This is a genomic window from Halosimplex yunnanense (assembly GCF_054504345.1).
Genome location: NZ_JBTJEL010000037.1, coordinates 402,576 through 421,844 on the forward strand (window position 1 = coordinate 402,576; position 19,269 = coordinate 421,844).

A 19,269-nucleotide genomic window follows, 5' to 3' on the forward strand; every position below is an offset into this window, starting at 1 on the left:
GGACGAAGTCCGATCGGGCGGTCGCGGTCCGTCAGGCGCCCCGGACCGCGAACTGCGAGAGCAGCGACTGGAGCCGCTCGGACTGCTGGCCGAGCGACCGCACGTTGGCGCTGACCTGCGAGGTCGACGCCGCCTGCTCCTCGGCGGCGGCGGAGACGCGCTCGGTCTCGTCGGCGGTCGAGCGGCTGATGTCCGCCGCCTCCGCGACCATCGCGACGACTTCCTCGGTGCTCGCGGCCTGTTCGTCGGTCGCCGCCCGGATCTCCTGAATACCGCTGTCGGTCTCCTCCGCGTTGTCCGCGACCTGCGAGAACGCGTCGGCGACCGCTTCGACAGCCTCGACGCTCTCGCCGACGTGGCGTTCGGCCGCCCGCGCCTCTTCGACGGTCGTCGCCGTCTGATCGCGGGTCTCGGCGATGAGCTGCTCGATCTCGGTGGCCGAGGCTCGCGTCTCCTCGGCGAGTTGCTTGACCTCGTCGGCGACGACGGCGAAGCCCTCGCCGCCGGCCCCACCCGCTCCGGACCCGGCGCGAGCCGCCTCGATGTTGGCGTTCAGCGCGAGCATGTTCGTCTGCTCGGCGATGTCGCCGATCAGTCCGACGATGTCGCCGATCTCCTCCATCCGCTCGTGGAGCGTCTCGACGTTCGCCACCGTCGAGTCGATGGCCGACTGGACTTCCCGGGAACCGTCGATCGCCCGCTCGGCCGTCTCCTGGCTGTCCTCCGCGATCTCGGCGGTCTCGTGGGACCGCTGGGCGACGGTCTCGGCCGAGGCGGCGACCTCCTCGACGGTCGTCGCGAGATCGTCCATCTCGCCGGAGACGGTTTCGAGCGTCTCGCGCTGCTCGGCGGCGTCGCCGGCGATCCCCTGTACGGACTCGCTCACCTCGGCGCTGGCCCGCTCGATCTCGTCGGCGCCGGCGGTCGCGCCGTCGCTCGCCTCCCCGACTTCGTCGGCGACGGTCTGGATCTCTCCCACCGCGTTTTCGGTGTTGTCGAGCATCTCGTTGAACGCCTCTCCGATCCGGGCCATCGCGTCGCTCTCGCTGTCGGCGTCGACCCGGACGTGCAGTTCGCCGTCGGCGGCCCGCGCCATCGCGGCGCTGTAGTCGTCGGCCTTGGCTTCGAGGTGGGCGTTCAGCTGCTCGACCTCCCGCTGGCGGGCTTCCGCCTCGGCCAGCGTCTCCTCGGCCTCCGCTCTGGCTTGCTCGATCTCCTCGCGCTTCGCTTCCAGGTCCTCGATCTCGGCGGTCTTCTCGTCGGCCTCGCGGAGCCGCTCGCTCGCTTGTTCGCGCGAGCGCTCGGTCGAGTACCAGTGGCCCATCAGCGCGCCGGCGAGCGCCAGGACGAACGTCGCGTGGATGAACGACCACGCCCACGGGTTGTTGATACCGGCCGCGTGGTTGTAGACGCGGCTCGGCTCGATCATGCCGAAGTAGCCGTGCTGGATCGCGACGAAGGCGATGCCGAGCAAGAAGGGCAACCAGTCCTCGTAGACGGCGACGACGGCCATGACGACGAAGAAGTGGAAGTGCGCCTCGATGTAGCCGCCGGAGAAATGCACGAGGAATCCCGACGTCATCACGAGGCCCAGCGTCGCGATGCCGGTACGCGCCCGTCGGCCGAACCGCGGCCACGCGGCCAGCAACGCGAGCGCGACGACGAGTCCGGTCTGCAGGAGGACGCGAACGAGGGGGATCTCGGGGATAGTCGCGCCCGTGACGGCCGACTCCGTCCCCTCGAAGGTCCCGAGCACGAGCAGGAACGGGACGTGTGCGAGCAGTACCGCGAGGATGTTCCGATGGCGACTGCGCCAGGTCTCGTCGGGGATCGAGTCGCCGCTCGGCGTGTACGCCACGAACTCCCGCAGCGTATGCTCCAAGTTGTCGACCCGGGAGCGGACCGTCCCCGGTCCGGTCGAAGTGCTTGCCATACTGCCCTGCAGGAAAACCCCGAGAAAAGCGTTGTGCAGACAGTATCACGAGAGATAATTCAACTCTCGTCGTCTGCGGGGTTCGCGCCCGTGGACGACCCGTGAAGTCGAAGCCGTTGAGTGACGCGGGTTCGACCCCCGCCGCATGGACCCTCGCTGGCGACGCATCGCGGTACTCGCCGCGGCCCTCCTCCTGATCGCGAACCCGCTGCTCGTCCCGCATCCGAAACAGCCCTCCTACACCTACCGGGCGGAACCGCTCACCGTCTCCGAGGAAGGGGTCGACATCCCGTCGGCATCCGGGAGCGAACCTGTCGTCCTTCCGGGAGTCGATTGTCCGCAGGACAGGAGCGGGACCACGCGGGGAACGACCCTGTGTGCGCTCGACGCGCGGGCGCTCGAACAGGGGTCGGTGGATCTCTCTGTGGACGCGGCTGTCGTGACGAACCTCGACGGGACGCCGCACGACGTCGACCCACCGAACCGCTCGGGAACGCGGTTCGGTGACTTCTGGCTCACCGGTCAGCGGTACACGAGTGTCGACGACCGCTACTACGAACGGATCTACACGCCGTCGAACGGCACCTACCGGCTGGCACCGGTTTCGACGCGGGAGGTCGTCGACAACGTCTCCGTCCGATATGAGTCGCCGTTCCCGGTCGAGATCGGTCCCGTCGACCCGCGGCCGCACCGCAAGCGGGTGGTCGATCGCGGCCAGATCACGCTTCCGGGCGACTACCTCGACCGCTCGATCGTCCGCCGGTCGACGTCGGAGGGTGTCTCCTACTACTACGTCTCGTTGCTCAGGTCGTCGGAGCCGCTCGCGCCCGAGTGGGCCGGCGGTCGACTCGTCACGCTAACCCGATGGATCCTCTTCCTCGTGGGACTCGCACTCGCCGGCCGCGCGGCCGGCGTCGCTGACGCTCTGGGAGGCCGGCACGACGATTCGTAACCGGGCTGGTCGTCACTCCGTTCACCCGGTAGATTTCAGCGGTCGCTACCGGATCTCAGCGAACTCCCAAAAACGCACCGCAGTCCGCCCCTCAGGTCGTCGAGGGCGATTCGAGGTGCCACCCGGGGTCTCGGCCCGTCTGCTCCATGAGATCGGAGCGACACGCCGGGCAGATGTCGGGTCTGCTGTCGGCGTTCCGGGGGACGTAGACCGCACCGCCGCACTCCAGGCACGCGCCGTCGGCGATCGTCACGCAGTCGCCGCAGAGGTTGAAGTCGTCGACTGTCAGCTCACGCAGGGGTTCGAGTTGTTTGTCCAGGGTGTACTCGTCGATGACGGCCTGACAGTTGTGGCACGGTTTCATTGCGATACATTCACACCCTTGAGATACAATCACATAGTTCTATCGTCCGCGCGAGTATTCGCCAGCGGGCACCGTGACGGCGGGCGGTGATACTGCGACAGGCAGCGAAGCGACAGCGGGGCGGCGGCGTTCGCGCGGGTGGTCGGCCGGAAGCCCTTTAGCGTCCGGCCACGCAGTGGGTTGCATGACGTACGATACCGTCGTATTCGACAACGACGGTGTTCTCGTGGGCCGGACGCAGTTCGACGTACTCCGGGAGGCGACCGCGGAGACGTTCGCGCAGTTCGGCGTCTCGGAGCCGGATCCCGCCCACGTCGAGGACATGACGATCGGCGCGACGCCCGAGCAGGTGAACACCATCAGCGACGAGTACGGCTTCGAACCCGAGCGGTTCTGGCGCACTCGCGACAGCACGGTCTCCGGCGCACAGCAGGACGAAGCGCGCGCGGGCCGGAAGACGCCCTACCCCGACGTCGAGACGCTGGCCGACCTCGACGTCTCGGCCGGCATCGTCAGCTCGAACCAGCAGGAGACCGTCGACTTCCTCCTCGACCACTTCGAACTGGGGAACCACTTCGACACGGCCTACGGCCGCGAGGACACCATCGAGAGTCTCGACCTCCGGAAACCCAATCCGCACTACCTCGAGCGCGCGCTCGAGGACCTCGACGCCGACTCGGCGCTGTACGTCGGCGACAACGAGTCCGACGTGCAGGCCGCCCACAACGCCGGCATCGACTCGGCGTTCATCCGCCGGCCCCACCGCACCGACTGGGACCTGAACGTCTGGCCCACGTGGGACATCGACTCGCTCGACGACCTCCACGACATCTGCGGCTGACTCGCGGGCGCGGACCGACCGCGCTCGGAATCACCCGCGATCAGAACACTTCGCCTCCAGTGGCTACGTCGCTCACCGCGGACCCGTCGGCACGTCGAAGCGGTCCGTGGCGACCAGCCCGGCGCCGAACAGCCCCGCCAGCGCGACCGGGATCCAGTTGCCGAACGCCGCGTTGACGCCGCCCCAGAGGATCACGAAGCTCACCATGTCGTCGAGCATGAACGGACAGGACTCCAGACGGGCGAGCAGCGCCTCCCGGTCCAGTCCCCAGTCGAACGCCGCGACGGCGACGGTCGCCGAGAGGACCCATCCGCGGTAGTTGCTCCAGGGGACGCCGTAGAACGAACCGCCCCCGTCGTAGGTCCAGAAGCCCAGCGCGACCGCGCCCGGGTCGAGCACGAAGTCGACGGCGAGGACGGTCGCGACGACGGCGGGCAGGCGGACCCACGGCGAGCGGGCACGGTCGCCGAGCAGCAGGAGGCACAGGAGGTAGCTGTTGAGGACGAGCGGGAAGAAGAAGACGGGGAGCGCGAGGGGGACGCCGCCGAGCATCGGCCCGAGGGCGACGCCGTACTCGAAGCCCCCGTAGGGCTGGCCGGTCGTGACGCCGACGAACTCGATCCCGTAGGCGTAGGCCGCCAGCGCGACGAGCGCGAGCGTCGCCCGCCTGTCGACGAGGGGCGCGACGCCGGCGACCAGCGGCAGGCGCATCACGACGACGCCGACGAGGACGAGCCACGGGTTGAACGCCAGCGCCGAGGGGAGCCACGCGAGTTCGGCAGCCAGCGCCGGCGGGAGCGCGGCGACGGCCGGTTCGAACCAGCCGAGCGCGCTGGCGAGCAGGAGGACGGCGCCGGTGACGGGGAAGACCACGGCGATGGTGAATCGGTTCTCGGTGACGAGCCGGTCGAGCCGGGCTTCTACCCAGTCGCGGTCGACTCGTCCGGGCGCCGGGAGACCGGCAGTCTCCGCGGGGTCAGGTGGCATTGACGATCCTCCAGAGGCCGCCCATCGTCAAGAGCGCGCCGACGACGGTGTTGAGCACGGGGAACCACCAGTAGGCGCGCTCGACGGACACGTCAGTCAGCGCGACGCCGGCGGTGAAGACCGGGTAGACGGCGAGCAGGCCGCCCCAGAGGGGGTGGACGAGAGCGAAGACCGCCGCCGCGAGCGCCCAGACGGCGCCGCAGTAGGCGTAGGTCCGGCGCTCGCCGAGGACGGTCGCCGTGGTCTCGATGCCGGCGGCGCGGTCGGGTTCGATGTCGGGGATGGCCGAGAACGTGTGCATCGCCATCGTCCACAGCCACGCGCCGGCGATCGCGAGCGCGGACGGGAACGACCCCGAGACGGTCGCGAAGGCGACGACGCCGGGGAGGACGTACAGCCCGTTCGAGAGCGAATCGAGGAAGGGCGTGGTCTTGAACCGCAGTGGGGGCGCGCTGTACTCCGTCGCCAGCGCGAGGAACGCGACCATCGCCACGGCGGCCTCGACCGGGAGCACCGGGATGAACGCCAGTCCGAGCGCGCCGCTGGCGACGATCGCGGCGAGGACCGCCCGGCCGCCGCGGTAGCGCACTTCCTTCTCCTCCTTCTTCGGGTTCTCCGCGTCGACGTCGGCGTCGAAGACGTCGTTGACGCCGTAGAGGAAGACGTTGGCCGGGACGAGGAAGTACAGGGTGAGCGCGACGGTGAGCGGCGTGAACAGTTCGGCGGTCTCCCGGGTCGCGAACACCGCGCCGACGGCGGCCGGCCCGGCGAGGTAGAGCCAGAAGCGCGGCCGCGAGAGGCGCAGGAGGTACCCGACGGTGGTGTCGGGGGGCGCGAGCGCGCCGAGGCGGGCCGTGACCGCCGGCTTCGCGTCGTCGGACATCGGGTCGTCGGGCATAGGTACGGGAGCGAGTTAACTGGCCGGCTCAGGCGAGGTCTTCGACCAGCGCGTCGGCGGTGTGCTGGCCGCTGATGAGACACATCGGGACGCCGATGCCGGGGGTCGTGAACGAGCCCGTGAAGTACAGGCCGTCGACGGCCGTCGACCGGTTGGGCGGCCGCAGAAGCGAAGTCTGGCGGAGCGTGTGCGCGAGCCCGAGCGCGGTCCCGCGGGTCGCGTTGTAGCGGTCGACGAACTCCGAGACGCAGAACTCCTCCTCGAAGACGATGCGGTCGCGGAGGTCGGTCCCCGTGTTCTCGGCCACGTCGTCGAGTATCTGCTCGCGGAAGCGCTCGCGCTGCGCCGGGGAGTCCTCGAGCCCCGGCGCGATAGGCACGAGGACGAAGAGGTTGCTGTGGCCCTCCGGCGCGACGGTGTCGTCGGTCTTCGAGGGCACGCAGAGGTAGTACGCGGGTTCGTCCGGCCAGGCCGGCTCCTCGAATATTCGGTCGAAGTGCGGGTCCCAGTCGTCCGGGAGGACGAGCGTGTGGTGGGCGAGTTCGGGCACGTCGCCCTCGACGCCGAGATAGAGGAGGTACGCGGAGGGGGCGTAGGTTCGATCTGCCCAGTAGTCGGCGTCGTACTGGCGTTCGTGTTCGGGGAGGAGTTCCTGTTCGGCGTGGGCGTAGTCGGCGTTGACGACGACGCGGTCCGGCCGGCGTTCGGTCCCGTGCTCGTCGACGACGGAGAACCCCCGCTTGCGGCGAGTGATCTCCGCGACCTCGTTACCCGTCTCGAAGGTCACGCCGAGTTCGCGACAGAGGTCGACGAAGGCGTCGATCACGACGCCGATGCCGCCGGGGTGGTCGCCGTTTCCGTCGGGTTCGTTCGCGACGGGGTAGTAGACGCCCATGTTGAAATCGACGTGGCTCATCATGTTGTAGAGCGCGGGCGTGTTGCGGGGTGACCCGCCGAGGAAGACCAGCGTGTACTGCATGATCTGCTGGAGCTTCGGGTTCTCGAAGTAGTTCTCGACGTGGCCCTGCATCGACCGCAGGAGCGTGAGCCCGACCGGCGTCGCGCGCATCACGTCCAGGTCGATCCAGTCGCGCAGCGACGAGCGGTCCTCGTAGACGAACTTCTCCATCGCCGTCCCGTAGTGGCGCTCGCTGGTCGCGAGGTACTCGTCGAAGGCTTCGCCCGCGCCCGGCTCTATGGACTCGAACAGCTCGCGGTTGGTCGCCCGGTCGGCCGCGATGTCGATCCGTTCGCCCGAATCCTCGTCGGACGGGCCACTGCCCGTTTCGCCCTTGAAGAAGATACGGTAGTGCGGGTCCAGTCGTTCGAGGTCGTAGTAGTCGCCGGGCGTCTTGCCGAAGTGGCCGAAGAAGCGCTCGAACACGTCGGGCATGAGGTACCACGACGGCCCCATGTCGAAGCGGAAGCCATCGGCTTCGAGGCGGCTGGCGCGGCCGCCGAGCTGGTCGTTTTTCTCAACGAGCGTCACGTCGGCGCCGGCGTCCGCGAGGTACGCCGCCGCAGAGAGCCCGCCGACGCCGCCGCCGACCACCGTCACCGACACGCCGTCAGCCCGTCCCGAGCGCCATGTCATCATCGGTCGATTGCGACCCGACGGGCAAAAAGGAGGCGCCCAACCCGTCCGGTCCGCTCCCATGCGAACCGCCCTTCAACAGCCCCGTCGGAACTTCGAGAAAGGCTGGGACGGCGGAATAGTCGCCGTTCAGCCCTCCCGGAGCGACAGACTTAATAATAAGTGTCCCGGACTTCACAAGTAATGGGTATTAACGAAGAGTCGTCGGTTAATAACTGGGTCGGTGGTCTCTCGACCGTGGGCGCCGCCGGTGTCGTCGTGCTGCTGGTGCTGTCGGTGGTCGCGGCGGTGACGGAGACCTGGAAGGTTCTCGTCATCGGATGGGTGGCGTTCGCGGCGATGGTCGTCGGTGCGTATCTCGGCGGCCGGGCCGACTCGACGAATCCACAGCGGCTCGTGTGGGGCTACGGACTCGCGAGCGGCGCGATGGTGACCAGCGCCGCGATGTTCCTCGTGCCGCAGGCCATCAACATCGGCGCCACGGCGGGCGCGCCACAGATCGGCGGCATCGGCATCGCGGCCGGTATCGTCGTCGGCTACAGCGGCCACGTCGTCGGCCACCGCCTCACCCATCGGGACCTCCCGATGGACGTGACGACCGCGCAGATCACCGCCCACGCGCTCTCGGCCGGTCTCATCATCGGCCTCGTCTACGGGTCGATGCAGGAGGTCGGCCTCCTGCTCGGGCTGGCTATCGTCTCCCACAAGGGCCCGGCCGGATACGCCGCCGCCCGCCGCCTCCGGCGCAACGGCAAGCCCGTCTCCGCCCTGCTGCTCCCCGCAGCCGGCGTCGGGATCACGGCGATCCCCACCGCATCGCTGCCGGTCCCCGCGATCGCTGCGCTGAACGCCGTCGTCTTCGGCTTCGCGGCCGGCATCTTCCTCCACATCGCGATGGACTTCCTCCCCGTCTGTGAAGCCGGCTCGGAGATCGACGAGGTGTGTTCGCTCCACGAGGAGTCCCACGACCTGCTGGATCGCCTGCGCGTCCACGCCGTCGGCAGCACCGTCGTCGGTGCCGTCGTCGTCGTCGCTGCGTGGCTCGTCGTCTCTCCCTAAACTATCGGGCCGGTCGATTGCGGGCGATAGAAGGACTACAGTTCTCGTTTCGTCTCCGGGTCGTCCAGGTCCCAGAGGACTGCGGGGAGGAAGGCGTCGAGGTGGTCGATCACGCGACGCTCGGAGACGCCGAGGCCGTCGCAGTGGTCGTGCGCTTCCTCGCGGACGGAGACGTAGATGTCACTGCCGTCGCGGTCGGTCGCGTCGCCGTCCCCGACGGTGACTTCCAGCGGGAAGACCGAACACCGCGCGGGCTTCCAGTCGTGTTCGTCGTGGAGCGCGCAGAGGCCGTCGTCGCGCAGGAAGAAGCAGGCAGCGCCGTCCTCGCCGACGCGCTCGTCGCGGTCTTTCTCCTCCTTCCGGACGAAGTCCTCACCGCGGAACTGCGTGGTCGCTTCGGCGAGGTCGGCGACGTTCGCGAGTTCGAGGAAGTCGGGTTCGTACAGCAGGACGCCGTGGTGACAGCACCACGTGCACTCCTCGACGCACTCGAAGGTGAGCGCGGGGTCGAACGCGACCACGGCCTCCTTGCCGGGGTGGACCTCGACGACGCGGGCGTCCGTGGACACGCCTCTCCGTCCGCTGTCGAGCGGCAAATGCCTTTCACTCCGGCTCGCGCTCGGGGACTCGATCGCGGTCGCGTGCCCGACGGTCTCCGTCTGCCGCTCGGTCGTCGGCGGTCCCGCCGTCGGCGATATCCAGATCCTCGGTCTCGACCAGGCGTTCGAGCCGGCGTTCGAACTCTACGTCGTCGATCTCGCCCGCGGCGTAGCTCTCGCGGAGCCGCTGGAGGGCGTCGTCTTCGGCGTCGTTGTTCGCGTCCCCGGTCGCTTCCGCGGCGTTGCGCTGGTCGAGCCACGCCTTGACGTCGACGTATTCGGAGACGATGGCGATGACGGGGACGAGGAACAGCCACCCGACGATGGCGACGGTCACGGCCGCCGCTTCCCCGAAGAAGATCCCGGCCAGCGCCGTGAGCGGGAGCGTCGCGACCGCGATGACGGCCACGACCCCCTCCAGCGGGTTGTCCGTCTCGTCGCTCATACGTCGGCTACCGGGCCGGCCGGTATAGTTCTCGGGGACGCCGTCGAGCGCTCGTCACCGTGCGCGATAGCGCTATGCTCGCTGGCGCCGTAGCGTCACGCATGCCCATCAGTATCGAGGAGTTCGAAACCACTCCCGAACCCCGCCTCCGCCCGCAGGCCGCGGGCGCCGAGAACGCCGACCGCGTGCTCGCCTTCCTCACCGAGCGCCGCGAACAGGCGTTCACGCCCACCGAAATCGGCCGGCTCACCGGCGTCCCGCAGGGGAGCGTCGGCGTCGTCCTCGCGCGACTCGAAGACCGGGAACTGGTCCGCCACCGCGGCGCCTACTGGACCATCGGGAGGGGACCGACTGCGAGATAGCCGTCGTCGGTCGCCACAGTCAGTTCCCACATCATGTGCGACGCCCCTCTCGGCTTTCTTGGCCGTCCTGGTACCGTCTACGCGCTGAACCAGTTCTGATGGACGTCACCGCGATGCACTCCCTGTGCCTTACCCACGGGATCGAGAGGGACGAATCTGCTTTGGACGGTTCGCGGTACCCAGCGACTCACGTCGTACCAATTAGTATCACATTTGATGTTCATAGCCTGCGGTTTATATACCGGTCATTCGACTATCAGTCATGACCGACGATTCGGACATGGTTTTCGCGGGAGACGAGCGACGGGAGCTAGCGTTCTCTCTGGGGCAGGGAGCGGGGAAGATCCCGCTGTCTGGTCTTTTCGTTCGACCGATAGTGTGGTGCTATTCGATCATGCTCAACTTCGTCCCGGCGATGTTCTCGATAGTTAGAAAGCGCGGCCTCGGCGAGCGGATGGCCGCGGACAACCGGGAAATTCTGAAGGAACTGATGGCCGGATTCCGTGGAGCGGAATCCCCATCGGGTCAGGACGGGGCTTGAGATGGCGGGCTACGAGAGGCGGGCGTTTCTCGCCTGTGCCTCGTCACTCGGTGCGGCCGCACTTGCAGGCTGTTCGGGCGATAGCACCAGTGGGGACAGTGGTGACGACGACGACGGCGGCAGCTCGGGATCGGACGATCTGACGATCACGGACAACGAGATCGGCAGTAACGGGACGGTCACGACTTCGACGCTCACTATCGAGAACACCGGATCGGAAGCGCTCGAACCGACCGTCTCCGTAAACCTCGGCATCGGTCCCGACGGGTTATACGGCGAACACGCCGACGAGCGCAGTGTCTCGATCGCAGGTGGCGAGACCGCAGAAGTCACGCTGGATCTATTCGACGGCAACGACCTCACAGCAGTCGCGTTCGACGAGGTGCAGAACGGGTACTTCACTCTCACGTACTTCGTCGATGGTGTCGAAAAGTCGAATCAGGAGTTCGGAGAGGAATCGTCGCAGTACGTGAGTTTCAAGGTGCTCTACAGTGGAAGCTGGCAAGGGTCACTCGGCACTACGAGTGGCCAGCGGAGTATCTCGGGTCGAGGTGATAGCCACCTACCCGTCGACAACAGTGCGGACATCGTCTCCGGCAACGCGCAAAAACAGGACGACGGTTCCGGGACGCTCACAGCCCAGATTATCGTGGACGGCGAAGTAGTCAACGAGCAATCCACCTCCGCGGGCTACGGTGTGGCCCAGGTTAGCGAGAATATCTGACTCCGTAGTCCGAAATCGCTCTTTCGCTTCTTCGGCCGACTTCGGACAGGGGACCGTGTAGCTGTAGATCTGGACGGGTTAGTTGTACTCGCGCCAGCGATACCCGCACTCCTTGCACTTGAAGAATCGCGTCGGCGGCTCGTCGGCGGCGCCGGTCTGTTTGATCGTGTACCAGGCGACGCCGTGGCCGCACTCCTCGCAAGTGACGCTCTTGTCCGTCGGTTTCCCCTCGAAGTTGGCCCCTTCCTCGGTCTCGATGACCTCGTCGCCGGCCTGTTCGTCGGTGGTGACGAACTGCTCGGCGCGGTCCTCGTCGACGCCGGTGGTCGCGCCGCAGCTCTTGCAGACCATCTCGTCGCCGTCCGAGTGCATCATCGAACCGCAGTCGTCGCAAAACTGCATGTCTCCTCCGTTGTCCGCGCGGACACATCAATATCCCGTCTCCCTCGCGACGGTCGCGCTGTCGCCCGCCGCGCTACGCGTCGTCTTCGAGTTCACGCCGCTCCGCGACGACCGGACAGTCGGCGACGCGGACGGTGTCGACGTCGACGAACGCCAGGATCTCCGTCCCCGGGTGCGTGCAGGTCACGTCCGGCGGCGGCGAGAAGTGTTCGCAGCCCTCACAGTAGGCGTGTTTCGACACCTCCACGACGTCATCTTCGTCGCCCGGGGACGACGGGCCGTCGGCGTTTGCGGCCTCCGCTCCTGTGGCCCCGTCCGACTCCGGATCGGGTTCGGACTCGCCGTCGTCGGTGAGGCGCTCCCAGACCTCGTCGGGGTCGATGCCCTCGACGTCAGACCGCTCGAAGGCGCTCGGGTTCGATTCGAAGGGGTCCTCGTCGGAGACCTCCACGTCCGCGAGCGGGTCGTCCGCGCTTGCCCGGGTCGGGTCGGACGAGTGGCCGATCTCGTCCTTCTCAGGGCTGGTCCCGTATTCGAACGGGTCGCCGTTCTCATCGCTCTCCGATTCCCGTCCGTCCGTGGGGTCTGTCGCTCGCTCGTCCGCACCCCGAGAGTCCCCGGACTCACCCGCTGAGTCGCCGCCGAGTGAGTCGAACGGGTCGCCCGCTCGGTCGCGATACTCGTCGAAGGAGTCGAAAGGGTCGCGGCCGCCGCCGTCGTCGTCGGCCTCGTCGTCGCGGGAGTCCGCGGCCCCGTCGTCGTCGGAACTGGAATCGTCGCTCACGTCGGTCACTCCCGCTGGGCGGCGTCGGGCACGTTCGAGCGGTCGGTCTCGGCCTCGTCGCCGGCTTCGAGCCGGCGGGCGACGGTGAGCTTCGGCTTGCCGAAGAGGCCGCTCGGCAGTTGTACGTCGCTCACTGTCGCGTCGCAGTGCGGACACTTCGGCTCGTGGAGCAGGGCGATGTCGACCGGCTCCCGACAGTTCTCGCAGACCGCCCGGTCCGCATCGAGTTCCGCCGCGGTGGTCTTCAGCCGCTCGACCGCGTCGGCTCGACCCGACCGGGCCTGTTCGGCCTCGCGCAGGTCGCTGACGACCCACGCGACCGTCCGCAGTCGCTCCTCGATCTCGTCGAGGTGGTCGGTGGCCTGCTCGATCTCAGCGACGCGGTCCTCGATCTCGTCGAGCCGGTCGTCGACCTCTCCCGCAGAATCGTCCTCGACGCGGTATTCGAGCCCGTCCAGCGCCGATTCCAGGTCGTCGACTGCGGTCGAGAGCGTCGCGAGTTCGCCGAACTCCGGGTGAGTGTGGTCGGCGTCGGCCTTCGCGTCGGCCTCCCGCTTGACCTGCACCACCCGCTCGCGGACGTCCCCGATCTTCTCGGCGAAGTCGGCTTCGATGCGGTCGATCTCCGCGCTGAGCCCCTCCTCGACCGCGCCGATGTCGACGGCCGCGTCGGCGTCGAACTGCTCGGCGACGGCGTCGGCGATGTCCGGGAGTCGCTCCGCGAGGACGTCCCTGACTTCCGACTCCACGTCGGGTTCGAGCGCGGTGCTCACGCTCTCGTCCCCGAGTTCCTCGGCGGCGCGATAGGATGCGAGTAGCTGGACGACGACGGTCTCGCGGTCGACCCCCAGGTCGTCGGCCTTGCGGTCGAGCCACGCTGCCACGTCTGCGGGCACGGAGGCGTGTACCGCGGCGTCGTCCGACGACTCGCTCGCCATTGTCCTGTGTTGTCGCGACGAGGTAGTTAAGGGTTTGCCACCGGTTCTCGGAAATCGAATCTGGAGACCGCCGGGAAAAACCGATCTCGACGGGAGTTCCACTACTTCGGTAGGGCCGTTCCTGTCATCGGATCTTGCGCACGTCGCTGATGTCGAAGCCGCCGTCGCCGATCTCGGTCTCGAACTGGACGATGTTCTCGTCGTCGATCGTCGAGAGGACGCCGCGGAACTGCTTGACGACGAGCGTCCGGGCGCGAGTTGACCCGCCGCTGGCCCACTGGAACTCCAGTGTCCCGTCGACGCTGTCGACGAGCTGGCCGTACTCGGTCTTCGAGACGGTCTCCCGGCCGACGTGGGCGAGGATGACCCCGTTCCACTGATTGGCGCCCTTCTGGAGGCCCTTGATGAGGAAGACGACGTCCGACCAGTTGACGGTCTTGTCGCGGCCGGCGGTGCTGATCAGGTCCGACACCGAGTCGATGACTACGAGGTTCCCCGGCGCGTGTTCGACCAGCAGACTCCCGAGTTCGCCGAGGATGTCGTCGCGCTCCTGGCGCGCCCGGAGGTCCTTGATGTCGGCGGTCGCTTCGGCGTACCAGTCACGGGGGACGGGACTCTGGTGGAAGTACTGCTCGGAGAGGTCGTGATACTGCACCGCGTCGATTCCGGCGTCGACGATGTCGTCGCCCATCGTCATCCCCACTTCGTCGGCGAAGCGCTCCTCGCCGGCGGTGAACGAGACGAAGTGGACTTCTTCGGGAGGCGTCGCGTTCGCCGCCGGATCGCCGTAGTAGAGGCTGTGGAGGTCCTCGTCGGCCCGTCCGAGGGCGTTCATCAGCGCGCTCGTGTGCAGGAACTCCCGCGACCCCGCGCCGCCCTCGCCGGCGACGAGGACGACGCTTCCCGCCGGCGCGCCGCCGCCGAGGGTCGTATCGAGCTGGCGGACGCCGAAGGGTATCCGATCCATGCGCCGAGGTTCGTCCCCTCCCGCTTACCTGTTTCGCCGCAGTTCTCGCTCGCTGAAACTCACGATCGGTCGATCCAGAAGCGACCGCTCGGTTCGCCGATTCGACTACGACGGTTCGATCCGGGCGCCCTCGTTTCGCGGACGAGCGACCGTCACGCGCCCGCCGTCGGTGACCTCCTCGAGGGCGTCGCGGGCCGCGTCGGCCACGTCCGCCGCGTAGTCGGCGTCCGTCAGCGCGTAGACGGTCGGCCCCCACGACGACTGCCCGGCGCCGGCGACAGTCGGCTCGTCGGCGAGTCGGTCGATGATCGCGCCCGCCGGCGGCCGGTAGACGCCGCCCTGTTCGTCGGCGTACCAGGCGCCGTTGAGCCGGCCGAGGCGGGCGATCGCGGCCCCGAAGCCGGAACGGTCGCCCGTGGCCGCCGCGGGGAGGAGGTGCTGGGTCACCAGCTGTGCGATCTCCTCGGCGATCCCGGGGTCGGCGCGCTCGACGACCGAGCGCATGCTCTCGTCTTCCTCGTCGCCGCTCCGGCCCGGCCCCGCGTCCGGGATGGCGAGGACGAACCGCCAGTCGTCGGGCAGGTCGTGGCGGGCGACGACCGGCGGGACCGTCCACTCGCCCTCGGCGGGCGGCGCAGTCGTGAACCGCTCGGTCGGGTGTCCCCCGTCGACGACGAACCCTCCGGATTCGAAGGTGGCGACCCCGATGCCGCTACGGCCGCCCCGGCCGAGCGCCGGCGCGTGCTCCCGCGGGTCCGCGTCGATATCGTAGGCGCCCGCGACGGCCGCGAGGCTGGCGAGCGCGAGTTGCGTCCCGCTGCCGAGGCCGGCGTGGCGCGGGAGCCGGTCGTCGACGCGGACCCGCGCGCCGGGTACCTCGAGGTGGTCGACGACCCGCTGGACGTACGGGGTGACCGCCTCGTCGTCGCAGTCGACGGTCTCGGCGCGCTCGGCGCGCAGGTCCAGCCGGGGTTCGGCGAGCGCGACGCCGACGCCCCCGTAGAGCCGGTTGTGCGCCAGCGAGAGGTTCTGGAAGCCGACGTGGAGGCGACAGCCGACCGTGACGCGCGTCATGGCACGGGCGACGGCCCCCCGGACCTACGGCCTTTCGACACCGGCGTTCGTCGCCGGAGTCCGCGACGCCGCCGTCCGGACGTGTCTCGGCTCTGAATCGGTCGCGCGCGTCGGCAGGAGCGCCGGTCGGGGACCGGCCGCCGCCGACGACTGAGAGAGCGGGGGGAACTACGCGAGCGGGAGCAGTTCGGTCGGCAGGCTGCCGGGGAGTTCGTCGCGGTCGTGCTCGGCGTCGAGGTGCAGGTCCGGGCCGCGGGCGATCAGCCGCTTGGGGTTGACGTCGGGGTGGGTCGTGTAGTAGTGCTCCTTGATGTGGTCCATCCGCACCGTCTCGGCGACGCCCGGCGTCTGGTAGAGGTCCCGCAGGTACGGCCAGAGGTTGTCGTACTCGTGGATCGCCCTGACGTTGCACTTGAAGTGGGTGTGGTAGACGTGGTCGAAGCGGATCAGCGTCGTGAACATGCAGACGTCCGCCTCGGTCAGCCGGTCGCCGGCGAGGTAGCGCTGGTCTTCGAGCACCTCGTCCCAGTGGTCGAGCGCGCCGAACAGGTCGTCGATGGCCCGGTCGTAGGCCTTCTGCGAACTGGCGAACCCGGCGCGGTAGACGCCGTTGTTGATCGGGTCGTAGATGTCCTCGATGATCCGGTCGACTTCGTCCTGGTAGCCCTCGGGGTACAGGTCCACGTCGCGCTCGGCGACGGCGTCGAACTCGGTGTCGAGCATCCGGAGGATCTCCGCGGACTCGTTGTTGACGATGGTCTCCTCTTTCTTGTCCCAGAGCACCGGCACCGTCACGCGGCAGGTCGCGTCCGGGTCCGCTTTCTGGTAGACTTCGCGGAGGTAGTCGCTCCCGTTGATCGTGTCGGGCGTGCACCCGTCCTTGTCGGGGGTGAACTGCCAGCCGCCCTCGTCGCGGTAGGGATCGACGATGTCGACCGAGATGTGGTCTTCGAGGCCCTTCAGCGACCGGATCAGCAGCGTTCGGTGCGCCCATGGGCAGGCATAGGAGACGTAGAGGTGGTACCGGCCGGATTCGGGCTGGAAGCGCGCATCGGGGTCGTCCTCGACCCGGTCGCGGAAGCTCGTCTCCTGGCGCTCGAACTCGCCGTCGTCGTTCGTGTAGTCCTCGACGTCCGTCCGCCACTCGCCGTCGACGAGTTTGTTCATGACGGATTCACGTAGGGTCGCCACGTTCAAAAGAACCCCAGTGACGCGCGTGTAACCGCGTATTCCGCGGTTCTGCGGGGGCGAGTGCCAAAGAGTTTAGTGTCATCCCGGCGATGAACGGGCCAGCACACGGGTGGGCCGATGGAACACGTAATCGACGTCGAGGACGGCGATGCGGAGGTGCTCGAACGAACGGGGGGCGGTGGGCTCCTCGCGCGCGGGTTGCTCGCGGACCGGCCGCTGGCAGCCTACGTCGAGTCCGCGGAGACGCCGCGCTACGTCGTCCGGAACAAGAAACAGGGGGTATCGATCGAACGAACGGCGGGGGAAGACGCGGTCGCGTCCGATACGGGGGAGGGGATCGTCCCGGACGGCGACCACAGCGCGGCAGCGCTGGTGACGGACGTGCGGGTGCTGTTCGCGGTCGGTCGGGCCGACGGCGACCGGACGCGCTCGGTGCCGCTATCCGACGTGGTCGACGCGCGGACGGACGACGGCTTCCTGGGGGGTGCGCTCGTCCTCGACGCCGTCGATGGGGTGCAGTACCGATTCCCGACGCGGGGCGACCTCGACGCCGTCCGGGAGTTCGTCGACGCGGCGGCGGGGACCTGGGCGCGGGCAGAGCGCCGGCTCGAAACTGCAGCGGACGCGCTCGATCGCGCCGACGAACGGCTCGATTCCGGCGACGTCGACGCAGCACTCGACCTCATCAACGGCGCACGCGAGTCGCTGGCGGCCGCCCGGGAAGAGGCGGCGTCACTCGACGGCGCCGCCGCGTCGCTCGCGGACCGGTTCGACTCCTCGCGGGCGCGACTCCGTCAGTACGAGCGGCGCGTCCACGTCGAGCGGGCCGAACGAGCGGGCGAACGGGCCCAGGCCCGTCGAGAAGACGACGAGTACGAAGCGGCGATGGACTTCCTCGAGCGGGCGGACGAGAGCTACGCCGCGGCGCTGTCGGTCGACGCGGACTTGCCGACCGACGCCTCCATCGAGCGCCACCGCGACCTCCTCGCGGCCGAGCGCGCGCGGCTGGCGAGCGCCCCGCTGGAACGAGCACGCGCGGCCGTCGAGGAGGCGTCGTCCGCCGACGATCCTGCGGACGCGGTCGAGTGGTGGGAGCGCGCGCTCGACCGGTACGAGACGCTCCTGACGCTGGACTGGGGTCGCGACGAACGCCGTTTCGACGGCGAGCGGATCCGCGAGCGCCTCGCCACGGTCGCCGAGCGACTGGTCGACGCCCGCTGTGAACGTGCCAGGCGGGCTATCGACCTGCTCGACGACGCGCCGACGAGTGCGGCAGGCGCGGCGGTCGAACGTGCGGAGGCAGCGCTCGACGCCGCCCACGACGTGGCGCGCGAACGCGCCCCCGAAGCGGTCGACACCGTCGAACAACTGCGGAACCGACTCGACGAGCAGCGCGCGCGGGTCGACGAACCGGTGGACGACTCCGGAGACGCCGCCGTTCGCGAGACCGTCGTGATCCCGTCCGCGGAGGAAGCGACCGACGACGAGGCGAACGACGTGGACGGGGACGAGACGGTCGACGCGGATGAGACAGTCAACGCGGGCGAGACGGGCGACGGAAGCGATACAGCGGTCGATGACGACGACGGGTACGCCGAAGCCGGTCACGGGGACGCTGGCGTCGAGGAGACGCCCGAAGACGTCGACGAGGAGATCGCGAACGCGCTCGCGGACGCGATGGCCGAGGAGGTCGGCGATTCCATCGCGGAGACGGTCGACGAAGCGATAGTGGGGGTTGACGGCGACCCGGCTGGCGCGGAGTCGCCGGACAGCAACGATGATCCCGCCGAGGATGACGCGCGGGACGACGGTGAGGAGTCGCGCGCCGACGGTGAAGAATCGCGCGGCGACGATCACGACGAAGACGAGTGGGTGTTCGTCGACGGCGAGACGGACGACGAGTGGGTTTCGGCGACCCGGACGGGGACGGCCGACGCGGATACCGAAGGCGTCGCTGCCGAAAGTGCCGATAGCGACGAGGCCGGCTCGGATTCCGGCGTGGGCGACGCTGACGCCGACACGGATCCCCTCGACACCGAGACGCGGGTCGAGCGGTCGGGATCCGTGCCGACCGAGTCGACGGGCAGTGAGGGGTCTGGGAGAGATATCCCTTCGCTCGACGCCGATGGGTTCCGATCGCTCGTCACGAGGGTGTTCGAGGCGACGGGCTGGGAGACCGAACCCCGCGGCGAGTCGCTCGGGACTACCGACCTGCGCGCGACGACCCCTCGACCGGTAACGGTCACCGCCGCGGTGCTGACGGTCGACGCCGGCACTGCCGCGGCAGTCGATCCCGACGACGTCGACCGGATCGCCGAAGCCGTCGAGCGGGACGGTGACCTCGACGAGGCAGTGGTCGCTGCCGGCGGCCAGTTGCCGGAAGCGACGCGCAAGCGGGCGTCGGACCGGGAGGTCCGGGTCGTGGACCCCGCTGAAATCGATGATCTGGTCGACGAGACCGGAGTTTCGCTCCCGGGCGAGGAATCGACGGAGTCGTGAGCGGCGACCGCGGGGTGCCAGCCGGGAGAGCCGTGGCGAACTCGTGGCAGGCAGGCGCACACCCCCGCGCGGGTTCGAAGCCCTTTTACCAACGCTAGGCCACGTCTACACCAAG

21 protein-coding genes are annotated in these 19,269 nt (G+C 68.7%); 8 read left to right on the forward strand and 13 right to left on the reverse strand.

Annotated features, from left to right (window positions below):
- Positions 1-31: 31 nt before the first annotated feature.
- Complete coding sequence (locus AB2U09_RS20865) at positions 32-1,933, reverse strand: methyl-accepting chemotaxis protein (protein WP_459194674.1); 1,902 nt, start codon at positions 1,931-1,933, stop codon at positions 32-34.
- 145 nt (positions 1,934-2,078) lie between these two features.
- Here AB2U09_RS20865 and AB2U09_RS20870 point away from each other — a divergent pair, with 145 nt between their 5' ends.
- Entirely contained in the window at positions 2,079-2,885 is an 807-nt protein-coding gene (locus AB2U09_RS20870) for a hypothetical protein (protein ID WP_459194675.1), read from the forward strand.
- A 91-nt stretch (positions 2,886-2,976) separates the two neighbouring features.
- On the opposite strand, the gene AB2U09_RS20875 is transcribed toward AB2U09_RS20870, so the two are convergent.
- Positions 2,977-3,249, reverse strand: a complete 273-nt coding sequence (locus tag AB2U09_RS20875; RefSeq protein ID WP_459194676.1) for a DUF7571 family protein — start codon at positions 3,247-3,249, stop codon at positions 2,977-2,979.
- A gap of 184 nt (positions 3,250-3,433) precedes the next feature.
- On the opposite strand from AB2U09_RS20875, the gene AB2U09_RS20880 reads away from it, so the two are divergent.
- A complete protein-coding gene (locus AB2U09_RS20880) occupies positions 3,434-4,090 on the forward strand; it encodes an HAD family hydrolase (protein ID WP_459194677.1) in 657 nt (218 codons plus the stop codon).
- Between the two features lie 72 nt (positions 4,091-4,162).
- On the opposite strand, the gene cruF is transcribed toward AB2U09_RS20880, so the two are convergent.
- The 3 genes from cruF to crtID are packed head-to-tail and all read right to left on the reverse strand — an operon-like array spanning position 4,163 to position 7,569.
- Positions 4,163-5,077, reverse strand: coding sequence for a bisanhydrobacterioruberin hydratase (cruF, locus tag AB2U09_RS20885; protein WP_459194678.1), 915 nt, complete (start codon positions 5,075-5,077; stop codon positions 4,163-4,165).
- Positions 5,067-5,960 carry a prenyltransferase gene (locus AB2U09_RS20890; RefSeq protein WP_459194679.1) on the reverse strand — a complete coding sequence of 298 codons (894 nt, stop codon included), beginning with the start codon at positions 5,958-5,960 and terminating at the stop codon, positions 5,067-5,069. Before AB2U09_RS20890 ends, cruF begins: the two co-directional genes overlap by 11 nt.
- 43 nt (positions 5,961-6,003) lie before the next feature.
- Positions 6,004-7,569 (reverse strand): bifunctional phytoene desaturase/3,4-desaturase, encoded by a 1,566-nt coding sequence (gene crtID, locus AB2U09_RS20895; RefSeq protein ID WP_459194680.1) that lies wholly within the window; start codon positions 7,567-7,569, stop codon positions 6,004-6,006.
- Positions 7,570-7,752: 183 nt separating this feature from the next.
- On the opposite strand from crtID, the gene AB2U09_RS20900 reads away from it, so the two are divergent.
- Positions 7,753-8,628, forward strand: a complete 876-nt coding sequence (locus AB2U09_RS20900) for a ZIP family metal transporter (protein ID WP_459194681.1) — start codon at positions 7,753-7,755, stop codon at positions 8,626-8,628.
- Between the two features lie 35 nt (positions 8,629-8,663).
- On the opposite strand, the gene AB2U09_RS20905 is transcribed toward AB2U09_RS20900, so the two are convergent.
- Positions 8,664-9,197, reverse strand: coding sequence for a YkgJ family cysteine cluster protein (locus AB2U09_RS20905; RefSeq protein ID WP_459194682.1), 534 nt, complete (start codon positions 9,195-9,197; stop codon positions 8,664-8,666).
- Positions 9,198-9,231: 34 nt separating this feature from the next.
- The gene (locus AB2U09_RS20910) at positions 9,232-9,672 is read right to left on the reverse strand and encodes an SHOCT domain-containing protein (protein ID WP_459194683.1); all 441 of its coding nucleotides are present in this window, start codon (positions 9,670-9,672) and stop codon (positions 9,232-9,234) included.
- A 101-nt stretch (positions 9,673-9,773) separates the two neighbouring features.
- Here AB2U09_RS20910 and AB2U09_RS20915 point away from each other — a divergent pair, with 101 nt between their 5' ends.
- The 3 genes from AB2U09_RS20915 (at position 9,774) to AB2U09_RS20925 (ending at position 11,299) form a co-directional block, all read left to right on the forward strand.
- Complete coding sequence (locus AB2U09_RS20915) at positions 9,774-10,034, forward strand: MarR family transcriptional regulator (RefSeq protein ID WP_459194684.1); 261 nt, start codon at positions 9,774-9,776, stop codon at positions 10,032-10,034.
- A gap of 262 nt (positions 10,035-10,296) precedes the next feature.
- Positions 10,297-10,575: a hypothetical protein gene (locus tag AB2U09_RS20920; protein WP_459194685.1), complete on the forward strand. Its 279-nt coding sequence runs from the start codon at positions 10,297-10,299 to the stop codon at positions 10,573-10,575.
- Between the two features lies 1 nt (position 10,576).
- Positions 10,577-11,299 carry a hypothetical protein gene (locus AB2U09_RS20925; protein ID WP_459194686.1) on the forward strand — a complete coding sequence of 241 codons (723 nt, stop codon included), beginning with the start codon at positions 10,577-10,579 and terminating at the stop codon, positions 11,297-11,299.
- 78 nt (positions 11,300-11,377) lie between these two features.
- Here AB2U09_RS20925 and AB2U09_RS20930 read toward each other — a convergent pair whose 3' ends face one another.
- The 5 genes from AB2U09_RS20930 to AB2U09_RS20950 form a co-directional block, all read right to left on the reverse strand.
- Positions 11,378-11,701, reverse strand: a complete 324-nt coding sequence (locus AB2U09_RS20930) for a transcription factor S (RefSeq protein WP_459194687.1) — start codon at positions 11,699-11,701, stop codon at positions 11,378-11,380.
- Between the two features lie 73 nt (positions 11,702-11,774).
- Positions 11,775-12,485 (reverse strand): DUF8135 domain-containing protein, encoded by a 711-nt coding sequence (locus tag AB2U09_RS20935; protein WP_459194688.1) that lies wholly within the window; start codon positions 12,483-12,485, stop codon positions 11,775-11,777.
- A gap of 5 nt (positions 12,486-12,490) precedes the next feature.
- Positions 12,491-13,423: a hypothetical protein gene (locus AB2U09_RS20940; RefSeq protein ID WP_459194689.1), complete on the reverse strand. Its 933-nt coding sequence runs from the start codon at positions 13,421-13,423 to the stop codon at positions 12,491-12,493.
- Positions 13,424-13,547: 124 nt separating this feature from the next.
- On the reverse strand, positions 13,548-14,390 hold the full coding sequence (locus AB2U09_RS20945) for an RAD55 family ATPase (protein WP_459194690.1): 843 nt from the start codon (positions 14,388-14,390) through the stop codon (positions 13,548-13,550).
- Positions 14,391-14,495: 105 nt separating this feature from the next.
- Positions 14,496-15,464 carry a beta-ribofuranosylaminobenzene 5'-phosphate synthase family protein gene (locus AB2U09_RS20950; protein ID WP_459194691.1) on the reverse strand — a complete coding sequence of 323 codons (969 nt, stop codon included), beginning with the start codon at positions 15,462-15,464 and terminating at the stop codon, positions 14,496-14,498.
- Between AB2U09_RS20950 and AB2U09_RS20955 the strand changes: the two genes are divergently transcribed.
- Entirely contained in the window at positions 15,463-15,618 is a 156-nt protein-coding gene (locus AB2U09_RS20955; protein ID WP_459194692.1) for a hypothetical protein, read from the forward strand. The two genes, AB2U09_RS20950 and AB2U09_RS20955, sit on opposite strands and share 2 nt — an antisense overlap.
- Positions 15,619-15,632: 14 nt before the next feature.
- Here AB2U09_RS20955 and AB2U09_RS20960 read toward each other — a convergent pair whose 3' ends face one another.
- A complete protein-coding gene (locus AB2U09_RS20960; RefSeq protein ID WP_459194693.1) occupies positions 15,633-16,631 on the reverse strand; it encodes a glutathione S-transferase family protein in 999 nt (332 codons plus the stop codon).
- A 141-nt stretch (positions 16,632-16,772) separates the two neighbouring features.
- Here AB2U09_RS20960 and AB2U09_RS20965 point away from each other — a divergent pair, with 141 nt between their 5' ends.
- On the forward strand, positions 16,773-19,154 hold the full coding sequence (locus tag AB2U09_RS20965) for a coiled-coil domain-containing protein (protein ID WP_459194694.1): 2,382 nt from the start codon (positions 16,773-16,775) through the stop codon (positions 19,152-19,154).
- The last annotated feature ends 115 nt before the right edge of the window (positions 19,155-19,269 follow it).

What these genes read in the sequence shown, in the direction of transcription:
- AB2U09_RS20925 (WP_459194686.1), top strand. Translation starts at nt 10,577, where the DNA reads ATGGCGGGCTACGAGAGGCGGGCGTTTCTCGCCTGTGCCTCGTCACTC.
- AB2U09_RS20960 (WP_459194693.1), bottom strand. Translation starts at nt 16,631, where the DNA reads ATGAACAAACTCGTCGACGGCGAGTGGCGGACGGACGTCGAGGACTAC.
- crtID (WP_459194680.1), bottom strand. Translation starts at nt 7,569, where the DNA reads ATGACATGGCGCTCGGGACGGGCTGACGGCGTGTCGGTGACGGTGGTC.
- AB2U09_RS20955 (WP_459194692.1), top strand. Translation starts at nt 15,463, where the DNA reads ATGGCACGGGCGACGGCCCCCCGGACCTACGGCCTTTCGACACCGGCG.
- AB2U09_RS20870 (WP_459194675.1), top strand. Translation starts at nt 2,079, where the DNA reads ATGGACCCTCGCTGGCGACGCATCGCGGTACTCGCCGCGGCCCTCCTC.
- AB2U09_RS20890 (WP_459194679.1), bottom strand. Translation starts at nt 5,960, where the DNA reads ATGTCCGACGACGCGAAGCCGGCGGTCACGGCCCGCCTCGGCGCGCTC.
- AB2U09_RS20875 (WP_459194676.1), bottom strand. Translation starts at nt 3,249, where the DNA reads ATGAAACCGTGCCACAACTGTCAGGCCGTCATCGACGAGTACACCCTG.
- AB2U09_RS20865 (WP_459194674.1), bottom strand. Translation starts at nt 1,933, where the DNA reads ATGGCAAGCACTTCGACCGGACCGGGGACGGTCCGCTCCCGGGTCGAC.
- AB2U09_RS20940 (WP_459194689.1), bottom strand. Translation starts at nt 13,423, where the DNA reads ATGGCGAGCGAGTCGTCGGACGACGCCGCGGTACACGCCTCCGTGCCC.
- AB2U09_RS20930 (WP_459194687.1), bottom strand. Translation starts at nt 11,701, where the DNA reads ATGCAGTTTTGCGACGACTGCGGTTCGATGATGCACTCGGACGGCGAC.
- AB2U09_RS20880 (WP_459194677.1), top strand. Translation starts at nt 3,434, where the DNA reads ATGACGTACGATACCGTCGTATTCGACAACGACGGTGTTCTCGTGGGC.
- AB2U09_RS20910 (WP_459194683.1), bottom strand. Translation starts at nt 9,672, where the DNA reads ATGAGCGACGAGACGGACAACCCGCTGGAGGGGGTCGTGGCCGTCATC.
- cruF (WP_459194678.1), bottom strand. Translation starts at nt 5,077, where the DNA reads ATGCCACCTGACCCCGCGGAGACTGCCGGTCTCCCGGCGCCCGGACGA.
- AB2U09_RS20920 (WP_459194685.1), top strand. Translation starts at nt 10,297, where the DNA reads ATGACCGACGATTCGGACATGGTTTTCGCGGGAGACGAGCGACGGGAG.
- AB2U09_RS20900 (WP_459194681.1), top strand. Translation starts at nt 7,753, where the DNA reads ATGGGTATTAACGAAGAGTCGTCGGTTAATAACTGGGTCGGTGGTCTC.
- AB2U09_RS20945 (WP_459194690.1), bottom strand. Translation starts at nt 14,390, where the DNA reads ATGGATCGGATACCCTTCGGCGTCCGCCAGCTCGATACGACCCTCGGC.
- AB2U09_RS20965 (WP_459194694.1), top strand. Translation starts at nt 16,773, where the DNA reads ATGGAACACGTAATCGACGTCGAGGACGGCGATGCGGAGGTGCTCGAA.
- AB2U09_RS20915 (WP_459194684.1), top strand. Translation starts at nt 9,774, where the DNA reads ATGCCCATCAGTATCGAGGAGTTCGAAACCACTCCCGAACCCCGCCTC.
- AB2U09_RS20950 (WP_459194691.1), bottom strand. Translation starts at nt 15,464, where the DNA reads ATGACGCGCGTCACGGTCGGCTGTCGCCTCCACGTCGGCTTCCAGAAC.